This window comes from Methylobacillus methanolivorans, from assembly GCF_054588515.1.
Window position 1 is genome coordinate 441907 of record NZ_BAAILT010000002.1, and the last position, 17728, is coordinate 459634.

The window sequence follows — 17728 nt, forward strand, 5'->3', positions numbered from 1 at the left end:
CGTATAAGCTAGAAGGAGAGAGCAATGAGTCAACATGCAATTTGTACCGAAGATGAAATCAAGTCGCTGGTCGATGCTTTTTATACCACCGTCCGTCAGGACGAGCTTCTAGGGCCGATATTCAATGGGCATATCCATGATTGGGATACCCACCTGAACAAGCTGGTGGATTTCTGGTGTGCGATCTTGTTGGGTAGTCGCCGATTCTCGGGGACCCCTATGCCTAAGCATATCGCCTTGCCGGATTTGAGTGCGGAATTGTTCGAGCACTGGCTGTCTTTGTTTCATCAAACACTGGCCGAACAGCCTAATCGTGCCTTGCAGGCGCAGGCCGAGTTGATGGCTGGCAAGATTGCCAATAGTTTATGGATGGGTTACCAGATGCAGCATAAACTTGGGGAGTTATCTACTGAATTGGAAATTATTAAGGATTAAAGGTATTTATTTGGGTTAGTAATAATTTTAGGGATAGTTTGAACAAAATGAAGTAATAGGTAGCTGCTTAAAAACGAATGAAGATTATATTCTGTAGTTGTAGTGAGAAGTTTTACAACGAAGATTTTAATATTTCATTACACAAATGTTGTGCATGATACTTTCTAACTTCACTTGTAGGTCCACTCATATCTACCACAACCCCATTTCTAATGATAAACGCCCAAGCCTCAGAGCCTGTGTAGCCACCATAGCTATTTTTTGCATTCACTAGAGCACAAACGCCATAGCCAAATTTTCTTGAAGACTTAGAACCTATCCAGAATTTTTTTGGACTATTTTGAAAGTTAATTTTTGCACTATCAGGATCTTTTAATGAGTATGTAAGAGTGTTTTTTACAATATCCTCATAATTTTCTGGATACGTTCCATAATCTGCATTAGATATTTCTGTTAAGGTTGGAGGAGTACTAGAGCATCCTGTGAATAGGACAATACTAAGAAATATAGCGGGAAGTAGTGATTTCATTTTGAAAATTCTCCAACTTGACTTTTGATGGTTGAAAAATAACGTTCCGCCTCGGAAAGGGTATAGAAAATTTTAGGCTGGCTGGGAATATCAATTCGTTCTACTGTGTAGGTAGTTGAATGACCATCAGGTGTTGGGATCGCTTTTAATCGGATGCTATTCTCTTCTTTTAGAGTTTTTATTGTCATGTTCGTATTCTCTACAAGTTTTTGTTCAGCAACTAAACATCTTATAAAAAGTATGAAGGTTGCAATTGGATATTGAATTACAACCTTCAGTATATATTTATAGTACTGCCAAGGCAGCGTCGTAATTTGGTTCGTTGGCGATCTCGGAAACTAGCTCGCTATGCAGTACCTTGTTGTTTTCATCTAGCACAACTACCGCGCGTGCGGTCAAGCCAGCCAGACTGCTATCAGCGATCTGTACGCCATAATCCTTGGAGAATTTAGCGGTATCACGGAAGGTAGAGAGGGTCACGACATTATCCAGGCCTTCAGCACCGCAAAAGCGACTTTGCGCAAATGGTAGGTCAGCAGAAATGCACAAGACCACGGTATTGGCGATACCACTGGCCTGCTTGTTGAAGGTACGTACGGAAGTGGCGCAGGTTGGCGTGTCGATACTAGGGAAAATGTTCAATACCTTGCGTTTGCCAGCAAAATCAGCCAGGCCAACTAGATTGCGCTTGGCATCTGCCAGCTGAAAGTCGGGAGCGGTTGCGCCTGGCTGTGGCAGGTTGCCGCCGATCTGTACTGGGTTGCCTTTGAGGGTGACGGTTGCCATTAATATAGTCCTTTTCTATCTGGTTAAGTGGGGTTGGATGCCTGACCTTGCATCAAAGTTTCGCGATCACTCAAGCTTCGCCATCATACAGCTTCGCTCAAGTAGCCTATGGTCATGGTCTGGTTATGCAGCACATTATCCGTGGTATTGGGCCGCGGACAGAATTCCCCATAAGAGTAAAAGCCGGTCAATACGGTCTGGTTACCCAGCGTTTGTTGTACCGCATGAATCTCATCGGCGATCTGGTCGGCCATCACCAGTTTGCGCCCGACGCAGCTGACACACAAGGCTAGTCCGGGCTGATTGGTGTTCAAGTTGCCAGTGACCAGTTTGGCAGCGCCTCCTGCACCTTCTACCAGACGGTCATGTGTGGTCTGGCAGAGGCGCACGGTTTCGCCTTCTTCCACGTTGCCAGCAAAGGTCAGGCTATTCTTGGCGGCGTCGATTGAAAGTAGGGTACGGACTTTTTCTACCTCACGCTTGCCTTCTTCAATCACTGCAAACGGGAAGCGTAGGCCAGAGCCAGGTAAAGTCTTGGCGTTTTGCTCGCCAATATACATGCGGTAAAGTGGCAATGCAGGTTTGCCATCCATTTCGTAGACGACGTTTTTTTCCGACTTGGTGATCTTGCGTGGCGGGCCGTAAGGCTTCCAGCCTCCGAGTGCACCGCTGGCGGTAATCAAATGATCACCATAAAGGCCGATAGCAATCACCAGCCCTTCTTCTACACTGTCGTTGAGGAGTTGCAGGGTTCTGGAGAATTCGGCATTGTCACCGGCCATGCCGCCAACGATAGGAATATCGCCCAACACGCTCTGAAAGCCTTGTAACAACTCGGAACCATTGATGTGCAAGCCGTCAGAGAATACCAACACAGTGCGCAGGCTTTCTGACTTCAGTTGTTTTGCAAGGTTGACGGCGGTATCGGCAGAGCTTTGCATATTGTTGGCACGAGCGTAGGTTACGCGTTGCATGGTTTTATCCCATGCGATGGCGGTAATTTGCAGGCTGTCGTCGCTGACACCGTGTGGGCCAATTTCACCTGAGGTGGTACAGCCGACGATCTGGGCAGAGGGGTAGCGCTCCTTGAGCTGAGCTGGCAGCTTGGCATCGCCGAATCGCCTGACTGAGCCAAATACCAATACCAGGTTGGCATTGGGTAGTGGCGATGATGACGGTAAATCCTTGATACTCATCTTCGCCGTGAGGGCTTCCTGTCTGACTAGCATGATCTCCGTTCCCTAAATGCCGCGGCCCATAGACGCGCGACGCTTCTGGTTATTGTTGTTTTATGCGACTATGCAGATGACAAATCAAGTCATCATGCCTGATTTCAGCAGGTTATTTAACCTTTTTGTCTGCAGATTGACAACCTGCTTTTTGTGTTGCCAGTATTGCACGGCGTTGAAGTCTGTAGATAGAATGGTACGAAAATCCGGTGCTCGCCTTGAGCGCCAAGAACAAGCCTGCTGCTCAATGCAGCCTGTCAATACAGGGGATAAAGGGTGGGGGAAACGGATATATCAGGTGTGAAAGTAATGGTGATTGACGACAGTCACACCATTCGTAGGAGCGCCGAGATTTTCCTGAAGCAATCAGGGTGTACTGTGTTTCTGGCCGAAGATGGCTTCGATGCCTTGTCCAAGATCGCGGACCACCTGCCAGATGTCATTTTTGTCGACATCATGATGCCACGCCTTGATGGCTACCAGACTTGCTCCCTGATCAAACGCAATGCACGTTTCAAATCCATTCCCGTGATTATGCTTTCCAGCAAGGATGGCTTGTTTGACCGTGCCCGCGGACGCATGGCGGGGTCTGATCAATACCTGACCAAGCCTTTTACCCAGAATGCCTTGTTGGATGCAGTGCGCCATTACAAGCTCAGCCCAGGTGCATTAACAACGGAACAAGAGTAAATGACGATCAAGAAAATCCTGGTGGTAGATGATTCAGCAACTGATCGCTTGTATTTAAGCGAGTTATTGCAAAAGGCTGGTTTTGAGGTGAGTACGGCGGAAGATGGTCAGGATTGTCTGGATAAGGTCAGTGTTGCCATACCAGACTTGGTATTGATGGATGTGGTCATGCCTCGCCTGAATGGCTTTCAGGCGACGCGAGCTTTATCCAAGAACCCTGCCACCGCGCATATTCCCGTGATCGTCTGCACTGGCAAGGAGCAAGCAACTGACCGCATGTGGGCATTGCGACAGGGCGCCAAGGACTGTGTGATTAAGCCTGTCGATGCCGACGAGCTACTGACCAAGATTGCGGAGCTAGGCTGAGGTGGCTAAATCCAGGCTCAATCTCCAAGCCTATCAGAAAGGTATCCTGGAACGCCTGCAACAGGTGACGGCTGAGCCAGGAGCAAACCGCTCCAGGTTGGCTGTGTATGCAGGTAGTGAGCGATATTTGCTGGATTTACGCGACATCAGTGAAGTCTTGCCCGTGCCGACAATCCAACCAGCACCATTGGTGCAGCCTTGGTTCTTGGGAATGGCGAATATTCGTGGCAATCTCTATGCAATCACTGATCTGGCAAGGTTTCTGGGGGTAAGCCAGCAGGCTGCCGTTATCACTGTTGAAAGTCGTGTGTTACTTGTGCATGGTGATTTTGGCATCAATGCTGGTTTTCTCATCGATAACCTCGCCGGCCTGCGTAGCCTGGATGAGTTCAAGCTGCTGAACATGGTGGCGGATGTGCCATCCCATGTGGTCGGGCGTTATGAGGATCAGCAGCATTATCAATGGGAGGTGCTGGATATAGCCCTCATTCTTGAGAAAAAAGAATTTCTGCAGGTCGCTGCCTGACAGAAAGCGGGAGACAAGTATGGCGCTGAACTTTGCAATATTCAGGAATCTGTTGGGTAAGAGGAAGGTCGCTGATCAGGTGCTTCCTGAGGTAGGAAAGACCAGTCGGGGAGTGTTGGGCGCTTTACTATTGGCCTTGGTGCTGGCTTTGTTGGGGCTGCTGCTTAATCAACTACAAGTTGCGCGTAATCATCAATTCACCGATCTCGTCACCAACCTGAAGGTGGAAGCGCAGCAAGTTGCACGCGATGCTGCGCTAAGCGCTGGAGGCGATGCAACTGCCACAGGTCGCATCTCTACTACCCTGGAGCAGGCTGCCGCTCATCTCACGCAGTTACATGACTTGCAGCAATCCGCCTTGCTAGAAACTGCAGAGGTGAGTCAAAAGCTTAAACAGTTGGATGAGGCTTGGGCTGATTTGCGTGCACAGGTATCTTCATCTGGTGGGCTAGGGCAGCTCGCGACCACAAGCGATTTGACGGTGCAGGCGACACACCAGGCCTGGCAGGCTTATCTGGAGCAAGGCAAGGCTGGCTGGTGGTTGGCCCTATCTGTGGTGTCTGGCCTCCTGGCATTGGCGTTGCTGGTACGTATTGGTTATCAGCAGGTGGGCACTGCCCGAGGCCGCTTCGAGGAAATTGAGCAGACTAACCTGAATAATCAGGAGGCCATCCTTAACCTGCTGGATGAAATGGGTGACCTGGCGGATGGTGACCTGACGGTAAAGGCGGAAGTGGCTGAAAACATCACAGGCGCGATTGCCGACTCGATTAACTACACGATAGATAGCCTGCGTGATCTGGTGACCGAGATCAACCGTGCGACTGAGCAGGTGAACCAGGCCACGGCCCAGGCGCAAGAAACCTCCAGTGCGCTCCTGAACGCCGCGGAGTTACAGTCGCAACAGATTACGGAAACGGGCGAAGCTGTTAACCATATGACCCAGTCCATCATGCAGGTGTCGAGTAATGCGGAAGAGGCTTCTGACGTGGCACGGCGCTCATTGGATGCCACTAATCAAGGAACGAGGGCGGTACAGAATACAATTGTTGGCATGAATGAAATTCGTACGCAGATTCAGGAAACCTCAAAACGTATCAAGCGCCTAGGTGAGAGCTCGCAAGAGATTAGTGAAATTGTGGACCTGATTTCCGATATTACCGAGCAGACGAATATCTTGGCATTGAATGCTGCCATCCAGGCAGCTTCTGCCGGTGAGGCGGGTCGCGGGTTTACCGTGGTGGCGGAAGAGGTGCAGCGTCTTGCCGAGCGCTCTTCCGAGGCGACCAAGCAGATTGGTGCGATTGTGAAGACTATTCAGACTGATACCAACAGTGCCGTGGCGGCGATGGAGAAAAGCACGGAGGGTGTGGTGGAAGGTGCGCGCTTGTCCGATGCGGCCGGGAAGGCACTGGGGGAGATTGAGAGTGTAACCAATAACCTGGCCCGCTTGATTGAGGAAATCTCGCATGCGACTGAAGCCCAAACCAAGGCAGCTGCAACGGTGAGTTTAAATATGCAGCAGATTCATAGTATTACATCTCAAACTTCAGATGGAACTAGAAAAACAGCCAACTCTATTGGCCAGCTTACTAGCCTTGCTGAGGAGTTGCGTGCTTCGGTGGCGGGTTTCAAGCTCAACTAGGATAGAGTGGTGGAAGATTTCGACATCGGCCCGCTTAGTTGGGTCAAGGGTGAAATAGACCAGGCTTTGGAGCAGGTATTGCTACAGTTAGCAGCCCTCAGCACCAATCCTGGGGATTTGTCGCCCTTGCGTTTTGCCAAGACCCATCTCTATCAAGTCAATGGCGCGCTTGACATGGTGGGATTGGAGGGCTGCAAGCGCTATTGCAGCGAAATTGAAAGCATTGTTTCCAAGCTAGAGAATGTTGAACTCGCTTTTGAGCCTGAATACCTTGATGTGCTCAAGCATGCCATCCTGCATTTGCAGCAATATTTGCAGGATCTGATGCATGGGGAGCCAGACCAGCCGTTGCGGTTATCGCGCCCATTGCAGCAATTGGCTGCCTTGCATGGGGAGCCGCTGGAAGACTCCGAGCTGTTTTTTCCTGATACCAGCCAGCGCCTGCCACGCGATATCCCTACCGCAGCATTGGAGCCGCAGGCCATATTGGCAATCCTCAAGGAGCAACGAGCCCAGTTCCAGAAATCCTTGCTCGCCTGGCTGAAGGGGGATGAGCAAGCCTTGCAGGAAATGGTGGCTACGCTGGACCGTGTGCAACAGGTGCACTCTCAGGTTGTCCAGAAAACCTTGTGGTGGGTGGCGATGGCATTCATCGAGACCATGGCGGAGGAGTCGCATCGCCATGATGCCGGTGTCAAGCGACTCTGTCGCCGCCTAGATCAGGAATTGCGCTCCAGCAGTGAAGGCACCAGTCGCCCGGCCAGCGTTCTGTTGCGTGATCTTTTGTATTTTATTGCCACCAGTACCCTCGCTAACGAGCGCATTGCCCAGGTCAAGTTGTTGTTTGAACTCGATGCCTTGATTCCCAAGGCTGCGACTTTTGTTCCTGATGTCGAGGAGCAGCAATACATTAAGCAATGTCGCATTGCGCTTGAGGCGCTCATTGAATTGTGGGCGCGTGCGGATGCGGGCGAAAGTGTGCTCCATGAGTTCATGACCCGTTTTGCCGGTATCCTCAATACCTATCCTGCACTATCGAATGCGCCGGTGAAGAAGTTGTTTGCCGCGGTACATGAATTGGCGTCTGTCTTGCAGCAAGGGCCGCATCCTCAACAAGAGGTTGCCCTGGTGGAGGTTGCTTCTGCCTTGACCTTGTTGTCTGCTGCCTTGCAGCATTATGGCCAGCAAAGCGAGCAGGCCGAGCTTGATATGCACCTGCAGCAACAACGCTTGCAAGCCTTGGCACAAGGGCAGTTGCCGGAACTGGCACCAGCACCTGCGGTGCAACAAGCGGCACAACAGGCATTGGCCCGTGAGACCGCAGCCTCTCTGCAAGCAATAGAACAAGCCTTGGATGCCTATTTCCGTCAGCCAGAAGAGCTTGATTCATTAGCGCAGGCGGTCATGCCATTGAATCAAGTAGTTAGTGCGCTGGATATTTTGGAAATGCCAGAATTGAAAGCGCTGGCGCAAGAGGCGCAGCAAGTGGTGTTAGGGCTGCAAAGCAGCCAAGTGGAAACTCGACAGGACGTGTTCGAGGCACTGGCAGATGGCCTGAGCTTGGTTGGCATGTATGTCGAGCAGTATCCGCATAGAGTGAGTGGTACCTTGGCACTTGAGGATGCTTTGGTGCGCTTGAAGGCTGTGCATGGTGAAGATGTGGATACCCGGCCTGCTGACACGATAGTTACGCCTGCTCCCCAGACATTTGCTCCCAGCTTGCCCGATGATGAGCTGCTGGATATTTACCTGACAGAGGCAGAGGAAGTATTAGCAAGTGTGGCGCAACACTTGCAGGCCTTGCGCATCAATGCGACGAACCACCATGCCTTGGTCGAGGTGCGGCGTGGATTTCATACCCTCAAAGGCAGTGGCCGTACGGTTGGCCTACTTGATCTTGGCAATGTGGCGGCGATTGTCGAGACTTTACTTAATCGCGTGATTGAAAGCAGATTCATGCCGAGCAGCGCCATGATGGCATTTGCCGAGGATGCAACCGCTGCATTCGCGGGCTGGGTGGAAGCCTTGCGCAAGAATTCACACCAACTTGTGGAGGATACGCTGTGGCAGGCGCGTGCAGATGAGTTGGCATCCAGTTTGTCTGGGGATCAGGTCAGTGAACAAGCCGAGGAAGTTCTGATCGGTGGCACACGCAAAATCAGTCGCGCCTTGTTTGAAGTGTTCCTGCAGGAGGCTGGGCAGCACTTGGAGCAACTACAGGATTGGTTGCAAGTGGTATTGCATCGTAGCGAGCCAGTGGAGGCTCCAGATCAAGATACCTGTCGGGCAGCGCATACTCTGGCTAGTAATGCTGGTGCGACGGGTTTCAAGGCATTATCCGATCTTTCTCGTGCGCTGGAGCATTGGCTGGATGTGCATCAGGGGAATTGGACTGAGCAAACCGTTACTTTGCTAGAGAATACGGTGAGTGCGCTGGAAAAAATGTTGGATAAGGCGCGTGAGCGTAAGCAGTCGCGTGCGGCGACTGCCTTGCTGCGCGCCCTGAAGAAAGCCGCGGCAGATGCAGTGATTCCTTCGATTGATGCCAGCACTGGCAGTAATGTGGTGCCATTGGCGCCACGTATTGCCAAGGCTGAAGATGTGATGGTCAGCCTCCTGGAAGCTGAGGCTAAGGTCAACAGCTTGATAGATCAGGTACAAGAGCCTGATCTAGGTGCGGCAGTCGCGGATACGGCGCCTACAGCCTCTTTACCAGAGCAAGCTGAGGTTGAGACACTGGAGGATGTTGTTCCCACTGCGCAGCAGGCGGTAGACCAAGAGCTTTTTGCCTTGTTTGTTGAAGAGGCCAGCGACCTCATGCCAATGATAGGGAGTGAGTTGCGTGCCTGGCAGGCTTATCCGCATGAAGCTGAGCATCCTGATATGTTGCAGCGCGCACTGCATACGCTTAAGGGTAGCGCCCGCATGGCAGGCCAGGGTGCATTGGGCGATGCCGTGCATGGTATGGAAGACATGGTGATGCGAGCTTTGAGGCAATCACCGCAGCCTGACGACTTTGCCGAGATGTTCGAGGGCCTGGACCATGTGGGAGGCTTGCTGGAAGAAGCTTTGGGTGGGCAAACTACGCTGGTGACAGGCAGGCAGTCGCTTGCGCAACGTACCGGGCTGGATCGCCGTACGCAATACTTGCGGTTGCGTGCCGAAATGCTGGATGGACTGATTAACGAGGCTGGGGAAGTCAGTATCGCGCGGTCACGCCTGGAGCGTGAAATGCAGGCATTCAAGCAATCTTCGCAGGATTTGACAGAAAGTGTGCAGCGTTTGCGTGGCTACCTGCGTGAGCTGGAGATTGAGGCGGAAAGCCAGTTGCAATCACGTATGACCTTGTTGCAAGAGTCGAATGAGACATTCGATCCGCTCGAGTTTGACCGTTTTACCCGTTTGCAGGAACTGACCCGCATGATGGCGGAAAGCGTCAATGACGTTTCCACCATTCAGCAGGGCCTGCTGCGCAACTTGGATGAGAGCGATGCTGCCTTGCAGCAGCAGGCACGCATGAGCCGAGACCTACAATATGGGCTGATGAACATACGCCGTGTGCCATTTTCGGTGATGACGGAACGTTTGCATCGCATCGTACGCCAAACTGCCCGCGAACTTGATAAGCAGGTTGAGTTGGCGTTGCTGGGGGCTGATACTGAGATTGACCGTAGCGTGCTTGACCGCATGGGGGCCGCCATTGAGCATATCCTTCGCAATGCGGTAGCGCATGGCATAGAAGCGCCCGAGGCGCGGCGCAAGCAAGGCAAGTCGCCGCTAGGCAAGATTACACTCAAGGTACGCCAGGAGCATGATGAAATCTTGCTCACGGTGAGCGATGATGGCGCAGGGGTAGACTTGGGGCAGGTACGTGAACGGGCGCTGGCGCAGCATCTCTTACATGCGGAGCAAGAGGTTAGCGATCAGGCCTTGTTGGCATTGATTTTTGAGCCTGGCTTTACTACCGCCCGCACTGTGTCACAAATTTCAGGCCGTGGAGTAGGGCTGGATGTGGTGCGTAGCGATATTACCTCACTTGGTGGGCGTATTGATGTCAATAGCACCCAAGGTACCGGTACCCTTTTCAGCATTTATTTGCCTGTGACGCTTTCAGTCGCGCAGGCGGTGCTGGTCAGGTATGGCAGTCGCCAATTTGCCCTACCTGCCGCCTTGGTAGAGCAGGTAGTCAAACTTAAACCCGATGTCTTAAGCGCCGCCTATGCCGATGGCAGGTTAAGCTGGTCTGGCCATGACTACCCGATTTCTTTCCTGGGTAGGCTGTGTGGCGATATGCAAGCTGCTGCAGAAAACCAGCGTTATACCCCGGTGATGTTATTGCGTAGTGGTCAATATCGCATTGCTCTGCATGTGGACGACATCCTAGGCAACCAGGAAGTGGTGATGAAGCACATTGGCCCGCAACTGGCACGTGTGCCAGGCTTGATGGGAGCCACGGTGCTCGGTGATGGTGGCATTGTCTTCATCATCAACCCCTTGCAGCTTGCCAATCGCGAAGCCTTGTCGGCAGGTAGCCTTAATCTTGCTATCACGGTTGATAAGCCCCTACCACCTGGCAAGCCACTGGCATTGTTGGTGGATGATTCCTTGACCATGCGCAAGGTTTTGGGGCGCTTCCTTGAGCGTGAAGGCTATGAGGTTGTTACCGCCAAGGATGGTATGGAAGCGATCCAGGCGATGCAGCAAACCCTGCCCACCGTGATCCTGACAGATATCGAGATGCCACGCATGGATGGCTTTGAGCTAGCGCGCAATGTGCGGGACGATGAGCGGACACGCGATATACCATTAATCATTGTCAGTTCGCGCACGGCAGAAAAGCACCAGGCACTGGCCAAAAGTCTGGGGGTGAATGCCTTCTTTGGCAAGCCGGTACAGGAGGACGATCTGGCGGTGACGTTGCGCCAGTTGCTAGGTTGAAACTGGTCTATTGACCACTCCGATTTCTGGCCGTTGATGCAATCTCCTGACATCAAGACAGCCCGAATCAGGTAAAATTGGCGCAGTATGTCGAATCCCTCATTCATCCATCTGCGCTGCCATAGCGAGTATTCCGTGGTCGATGGCACCGTGCGCATTGGCGATTACGTCAAGCAGGCGGTGGCAGACCAAATGCCTGCCTTGGCATTGACTGACCTGAACAATCTGTTTGGTGCGGTCAAGTTCTATAAATCATCCCGCGGCAAGGGTATCAAGCCACTCATTGGTGCCGATATCTGGCTGGAGAATGAATCCAAGCGTGACCAGCCATACCGCCTGCTTCTGCTATGCCATACCCATGCTGGCTACTTGCGCCTGTGCGAACTATTGAGCCGCGCCTTTTTGCAAAACCAGTATCGTGGACGTGCGGAAGTTAAGCGCGAATGGCTGCGTGAAAATGCGGAAGGCTTGATCTTGCTTTCAGGCGCCATGAGTGGCGATATTGGCCAAGCATTGTTGCAAGGCAATCTAGCCCAGGCAAAAGTGTTGGCAGAGCAATGGTCAGCTTTGTTCCCGCAGCGCTTTTATATTGAGTTGCAGCGTGCCGGGCATGCGCAGCAGGAAGCCTATATTGCCAGTGCATTGGCCTTGGCTAGCGACTTGGAGCTTCCTGTTGTTGCGACGCATCCAGTGCAGTTCATGACGCCTGATGACTTCAAGGCGCATGAGGCCCGTGTCTGTATTGCAGAAGGTTATGTGCTAGCTGATAACCGTCGTCCCAAGGTATTTACTGCCGAGCAATATTTCAAGACCCAGGCACAGATGGCGGAACTGTTCGCCGATATTCCCGAGGCGCTGGCGAACAGCGTGGAAATTGCCAAGCGCTGCAATCTCACCCTGACCTTGGGCAAGAACTACCTGCCGCAATTCCCCACACCGAATGGCGAGAGCCTGGATGAATACCTGGTGGCCCAGGCCAAATTGGGTTTGGAAGAGCGTCTCAAGGTGTTATACCCCGACGAGAACAAGCGCGAGGCCCAGCGTGCGGAATATGAAGCACGCCTGGCGTTCGAGACTAATATTATCATCCAGATGGGGTTCCCAGGTTACTTCCTCATCGTGGCGGACTTCATCAACTGGGCCAAGAACAATGGCGTGCCAGTGGGGCCGGGCCGGGGTTCAGGCGCTGGCTCGCTGGTCGCTTACAGTTTGGGGATTACCGACCTCGACCCCATGCAGTATGCACTGCTGTTCGAGCGCTTTCTTAACCCAGAGCGGGTTTCGATGCCCGACTTCGATATTGACTTCTGCCAGGAAGGCCGTGACCGCGTCATTGATTATGTGAAGCATAAGTATGGCTTGGATTCGGTGTCACAAATTGCCACCTTCGGTACCATGGCCGCCAAGGCCGTGATCCGTGATGTGGGCCGGGTGCTGGACCTACCATTCAATTTCGTCGATAGCGTGGCAAAGCTTATCCCTAACGAGCTGGGTATCAGCCTCAGCGATGCCTTGGAAAAAGAGCCGCAGCTCAAGGAGCGCCGCGAACAGGAAGAAGAAGTTGGTGAGCTGCTAGAGCTTGCATTGAGGCTGGAAGGCCTGACCCGCAATATCGGTATGCATGCAGGTGGGGTATTGATCTCTCCAGGCAAGATTTCCGATTTTTCACCAGTGTATTGCCAGGCTGGCGGCGAGAGCGTGGTTAGCCAGTACGATAAAGATGACGTTGAGGCCGTGGGACTGGTCAAGTTCGACTTCCTGGGCTTGCGCACGCTGACCATTCTCGACATGGCGCTGGAAAGTGCCAACCTGCAACGCGCAGAAAAGGGTCAGGAACCGCTGAGTTTTGAAACCTTGCCGATTGATGACAAGGCAAGTTACCAACTGCTCAAGGCGGCCAATACCACGGCCGTGTTCCAGCTAGAGTCGCGCGGCATGAAGGACATGCTGAAGCAGGCCAAGCCGGATGTCTTTGAAGACATTATTGCGCTGGTGGCGTTGTATCGCCCAGGCCCGATGGACCTGATCCCGGATTTCTGTCGTCGCAAGCATGGCCTGCAACGCGTGGAATATCCCCATCCAGCGACCGAGTCTATCCTGAAAGAGACCTATGGCATCATGGTCTACCAGGAGCAGGTGATGCAGATCGCCCAGGTGGTAGCAGGCTATAGCCTAGGTGGCGCGGACTTGCTGCGCCGCGCGATGGGTAAGAAAAAGCCCGAGGAAATGGCGCAACAGCGCAGCATTTTCGTGGAGGGCGCAGTCAAGAACGGTACCCCGGAGAAGCAGGCGGGTGAGCTGTTTGACCTGATGGAAAAGTTCGCGAGCTACGGCTTCAACAAGTCACATGCTGCTGCTTATGCGCTGGTGGCTTACCATACTGCCTTCCTCAAGGCACATTATCCTGCAGCCTTCCTCGCCGCCACTATGTCGGCGGATATGAACAATACCGACAATGTCCATTTGTTCTTCGATGATTGCGTTTTCAATGGACTTGAGGTGCTGCCGCCGGACATTAATGCCAGTGAATACCGCTTTAAGCCCATCAACGCCAAGCAGATTATCTATGGCCTGGGTGCGATTAAAGGCACCGGTTGGGCCGCGATCGAGCTGATACTCGCCGCTCGCAAAGAAGGTGGGGACTTCAAGGATCTCTTCGATTTCTGTAGTCGCCTGGACTTGCGCAAGGTCAATCGTCGCGTGATCGAATCGTTAATCAGGGCTGGCGCATTTGACAAGCTGGAGCCTAACCGAGCAGCCTTGCTTGCTGGCGTTAGCCTGGCCATCAGCGCTGCGGAGCAGAGTGGGGCCGCGAGTGGGCAGGATAGCCTGTTTGGCTCCATCATCGATAGCGCTGCACATGTGTTGCCGGAAACACCACCCTGGCCAGAAAAGCAGCGCTTGCAGGAAGAGAAGATCGCACTGGGCTTCTATTTCAGCGGGCACCCTTATGCGGATTACCAGAAGGAAGTTGCGACCTTTGTACGCCAGAATCTTTCTAACCTCAAGCCTAGCGATCAGGCACAGTTGCTGGCTGGTGTCGTCATGGGTGTGCGTGTGCGCATGACTGGCCGTGGCAAGATGGCGATTGTGACCCTGGATGATATGGCAGGGCGCGTGGATATCGTGGTGAGTGGCGAGGTGCTGCAAGAGAGTGTCTCCTTGATCAAGGAAGATCAGCTTCTTATTGTGGAAGGCCGGGTTAGCCATGACGACTTTTCGGGAGGCGTGCGTGTGAATGCGCGTCGTGTTACCGATATTGCCGGTGCCCGCAATATGTATGCCAATTTGCTCAAGTTGAGCTGCAATGGCCAATCCGATGCAGATAAACTACGAGGCTTGCTGGCACCTTATTGCTCAGCGAGCACACCGGAAGCCAAGCGGGGTTGTGCCGTGAAAATTGCCTACCATAACCAGCAGGCGCAGGTGGAGCTGATGCTGGGCGATGCCTGGCGTGTGGAATTGCAGGATGAATTATTGCATGGGCTGAAAGGATGGCTCAGCGATGAAAACGTGAAAATACTTTATAATTGACGCCCTATGAACGCCAAAACCAACAACGTAAAAACCAGCTTCCTCGATTTCGAGCAACCGATTGCCGAGTTGGAAGCCAAAATTGAAGAGCTGCGCTACGTGCAGGATGACTCCGCACTGGATATCTCCGAAGAGATTGAGCGCTTGCAGCAGAAGAACAAAACACTGACCAAGGATATCTACGCCAAGCTGACTGCCTGGCAGATTTCCCAGGTGGCACGCCACCCACAGCGGCCTTACACTCTGGACTACATCCGTGGCATCTTCACTGATTTTGAAGAGTTGCACGGGGATCGTGCTTTTTCCGATGATCCTGCCATTGTTGGCGGTCTTGCCCGCTTCGAGGGCCATCCGGTCATGGTGATCGGCCACCAGAAAGGCCGTGACGTGAAGGAGCGTCAATACCGCAATTTTGGTATGCCGCGCCCAGAAGGTTACCGCAAGGCTTTGCGTCTTTATCGCCTGGCTGAGAAATTCAGGTTGCCCATCATTACGCTTATTGATACCCCGGGTGCTTATCCAGGCATTGGTGCGGAGGAGCGAGGTCAATCCGAGGCGATTGCCCGTAATCTCTATGTGATGGCTGAGCTGACAGTGCCGATTATCGGTGTCATTATTGGCGAGGGTGGCTCTGGTGGTGCATTGGCGCTGGGTGTGGTTGATCATCTCATGATGCTGCAATATTCCACTTATTCCGTGATTTCGCCAGAAGGATGCGCTTCTATTCTTTGGAAGAGCGCAGACAAGGCCTCTGAAGCGGCAGAAACCTTGGGCATCACGGCGACGCGTCTCAAGACCCTGGGCCTGGTAGATCGCATCGTGCCTGAACCTATGGGTGGTGCACACCGTGCGCCAGAGGACATGATGCAGAATTTGCGTCGTGCTTTGGCTGACGAACTTGCCCATTTGCAGGTCAAGTCGGTTGATCACTTGCTGGAGGCGCGTCATGAGCGCCTCATGAGCTACGGCAAGTTTAAGGAAGTCCCTGTCAAATAAATCATTATCCGTGAATGGAGGGCAGCCCCTCCATTCACGTGAGCCTGTAGTAATGCCCACCGGCTTGCCCGAGTTGGTGCGCCGCGTCTATCGTTTCCTCTCACTTCACACCCAGCCTGGACAGCGCTTGCTGCTTGCGTTCAGTGGTGGCCTGGATTCTCGTGTTCTCTTGCAACTACTCGCAGAAGCCAGACCTAGCCACAATATTGTGCTGGAGGCTATGCATGTCCATCACGGCCTAAGTCCGAATGCCGATGATTGGTCAGTATTTTGTGCAACAGAGTGCGAAAAGCTGGATGTGCCATTTCATTGTGCCCGTGTGGATGTTGAAAAGCAGTCAGGCTTGGGGATAGAGGCAAGCGCAAGGCGTGCACGGTATGCCGCCTTGTTGGCGTATCCTGCTGATTATGTCTTGCTGGCGCATCACCAGGATGATCAGGCAGAAACCCTGCTGCTGCAATTGCTGCGAGGTGCTGGTGCCAAAGGTTTAGCTGGGATGGCGATGCACGATGCTTCACGTCGTTTGTTGCGTCCTTTGATGGATGTGTCCCGTAGCGAGATTGAGACTTATGCCAAGCTGGCAGGCCTGCAATGGATAGAGGACGAAAGCAACCTTGATACGCGCTATGACAGGAATTTTTGCCGTCATGAGATCATCCCCTTGCTGGAACAGCGTTATCCCGCAGTAAAGAGCACTTTGGCCCGCTCAGCAGCACATATAGCTGAGGCCATGGCCTTGCTTGATGAACTGGCAGTCATTGATGCTGATGCCGTGATTGTTGATGGCAATATCCGAGTGGCTAGCTTGAGAACTTTGTCTGATCAGCGAGCACGCAATCTGTTGCGTTGGTGGCTGGCCTCTTATGGCTTGCCAATGCCCGGTTTGCCACGCTTGCAGGAAATGCTGCATCAGTTATGTCATGCAGGAGATAAGGCGCTGCTGAAGGTCCAAGTGCATGAATACACTTATCTGCGGCGTTACCAGGGGTTGGCTTACTTGAGTATGGAGCCACCATTAACAGGATTGGCCACTTTGCAATGGCAAGGTGAGCAAAGCTTAAGGCTACCTGCTAATGGCGAATTGCTGCTTCGATACGATGTAACGGCCGGGCTGGCAATCTCCAGGCTGCAAGGACGCAGCTTGACCATACGCTACCGTAGCGGAGGCGAGCGTTTCAAGCCAGATGCTCGGCGACCAACGCGCACCCTCAAACAGCTTTCCCAAGAGTTCAATATTGCTCCCTGGCTGAGGGAGCGCATGCCCTTGATCTATCTGGACGATGAGTTGGTACTGGTGCCTGGCTTTGGTGTAGCCGCAGGCTGGCAAGCGCAGCCCGGCGAGCAGGGGGTGCTGCTGGATTGGCAGCCTCTGCAACCAAGTGCCATCATGCCTTGATTGTACAGGCCAACGTAGATCGGGCTAATAGCGCCGCTATTTCACTGTCTTGAGCAGAGGCTTGAGTTGCTTCCAAACATTGTCCAGTATGCGTTCCTGGGCATTAGCATTAGGGTGCAATCCATCAGCTTGTGTCAACTCAGCCTTGCCAGCAACACCGTCCAGCAGAAAATCAACTAGTGGCAATTTGTATTCTTTTGCCAGAGTGGCGTAACTGCTGGTGAACTCTCGCGTATATTTAGGGCCATAGTTGGGTGGAATCATCATCCCGACCAGCAAGACCTGCGCTTTTGCTTCCAGGCTGGCTTTGATCATGCTGGTGAGGTTATTGCGCATGCCAGCGATAGGCAGTCCACGCAGGCCATCATTGGCACCCAGTTCCAGAATGACAATGTCGGGTTTGTGCTGCTGGAGCGCGGCTTTGATCCGGCTATTGCCGCCGCTGGTGGTTTCCCCGCTGATGCTGGCATTGATCACCTGATAGCTGGGATACTGCTGCTTGAGACGGTTTTCCAGCAGGCTTACCCAGCCGTGTTCGCGAGGTATGCCGTAAGCCGCAGACAGACTATCGCCATATACTAGGATAGTCGCGGCATATGCAGCATTGCCGCAGCATGTAAGAGCCAGACTGAATAACAATATGAAACGGAACATCATT

Annotated in this window: 14 protein-coding genes; 9 read left to right on the plus strand and 5 right to left on the minus strand. The window is 52.8% G+C overall.

All coding sequences use genetic code 11. The annotated features are described in order from the left end of the window. The first annotated feature begins 24 nt into the window (after window positions 1-24). A complete protein-coding gene (locus tag LG202_RS03360; protein WP_230347000.1) occupies window positions 25-435 on the plus strand; it encodes a group III truncated hemoglobin in 411 nt (136 codons plus the stop codon). 112 nt (window positions 436-547) lie between these two features. On the opposite strand, the gene LG202_RS03365 is transcribed toward LG202_RS03360, so the two are convergent. From LG202_RS03365 to LG202_RS03380, 4 genes are all read right to left on the minus strand, one after another. Beyond that, a complete protein-coding gene (locus LG202_RS03365; protein ID WP_230347001.1) occupies window positions 548-964 on the minus strand; it encodes a hypothetical protein in 417 nt (138 codons plus the stop codon). Further along, the gene (locus tag LG202_RS03370) at window positions 961-1152 is read right to left on the minus strand and encodes a hypothetical protein (RefSeq protein WP_230347002.1); all 192 of its coding nucleotides are present in this window, start codon (window positions 1150-1152) and stop codon (window positions 961-963) included. The genes LG202_RS03365 and LG202_RS03370 overlap by 4 nt, the downstream gene beginning before the upstream one ends. 97 nt (window positions 1153-1249) lie before the next feature. After that, window positions 1250-1750, minus strand: coding sequence for a thiol peroxidase (gene tpx, locus LG202_RS03375; protein WP_230347003.1), 501 nt, complete (start codon window positions 1748-1750; stop codon window positions 1250-1252). Window positions 1751-1833: 83 nt separating this feature from the next. Further along, a complete protein-coding gene (locus LG202_RS03380; RefSeq protein ID WP_230347004.1) occupies window positions 1834-2979 on the minus strand; it encodes an FIST signal transduction protein in 1146 nt (381 codons plus the stop codon). A 309-nt stretch (window positions 2980-3288) separates the two neighbouring features. Between LG202_RS03380 and LG202_RS03385 the strand changes: the two genes are divergently transcribed. The 8 genes from LG202_RS03385 (at window position 3289) to tilS (ending at window position 17070) form a co-directional block, all read left to right on the plus strand. Then, window positions 3289-3669, plus strand: a complete 381-nt coding sequence (locus LG202_RS03385) for a response regulator (protein ID WP_230347005.1) — start codon at window positions 3289-3291, stop codon at window positions 3667-3669. Next, window positions 3670-4035: a response regulator gene (locus LG202_RS03390; protein WP_268867559.1), complete on the plus strand. Its 366-nt coding sequence runs from the start codon at window positions 3670-3672 to the stop codon at window positions 4033-4035. A 1-nt stretch (window position 4036) separates the two neighbouring features. Then, on the plus strand, window positions 4037-4561 hold the full coding sequence (locus tag LG202_RS03395) for a chemotaxis protein CheW (RefSeq protein ID WP_230347006.1): 525 nt from the start codon (window positions 4037-4039) through the stop codon (window positions 4559-4561). A gap of 19 nt (window positions 4562-4580) precedes the next feature. Beyond that, window positions 4581-6206, plus strand: coding sequence for a methyl-accepting chemotaxis protein (locus LG202_RS03400; protein ID WP_230347007.1), 1626 nt, complete (start codon window positions 4581-4583; stop codon window positions 6204-6206). A gap of 9 nt (window positions 6207-6215) precedes the next feature. Next, window positions 6216-11144, plus strand: coding sequence for a hybrid sensor histidine kinase/response regulator (locus tag LG202_RS03405; protein ID WP_230347008.1), 4929 nt, complete (start codon window positions 6216-6218; stop codon window positions 11142-11144). A gap of 87 nt (window positions 11145-11231) precedes the next feature. Continuing rightward, a complete protein-coding gene (gene dnaE, locus LG202_RS03410; protein ID WP_230347009.1) occupies window positions 11232-14678 on the plus strand; it encodes a DNA polymerase III subunit alpha in 3447 nt (1148 codons plus the stop codon). Between the two features lie 6 nt (window positions 14679-14684). Beyond that, complete coding sequence (locus LG202_RS03415) at window positions 14685-15674, plus strand: acetyl-CoA carboxylase carboxyltransferase subunit alpha (RefSeq protein ID WP_230347010.1); 990 nt, start codon at window positions 14685-14687, stop codon at window positions 15672-15674. A gap of 52 nt (window positions 15675-15726) precedes the next feature. Next, window positions 15727-17070 carry a tRNA lysidine(34) synthetase TilS gene (tilS, locus tag LG202_RS03420; protein ID WP_230347011.1) on the plus strand — a complete coding sequence of 448 codons (1344 nt, stop codon included), beginning with the start codon at window positions 15727-15729 and terminating at the stop codon, window positions 17068-17070. A gap of 36 nt (window positions 17071-17106) precedes the next feature. On the opposite strand, the gene LG202_RS03425 is transcribed toward tilS, so the two are convergent. Continuing rightward, window positions 17107-17727, minus strand: coding sequence for an arylesterase (locus tag LG202_RS03425; RefSeq protein WP_230347012.1), 621 nt, complete (start codon window positions 17725-17727; stop codon window positions 17107-17109). Window position 17728: the final 1 nt, after the last annotated feature.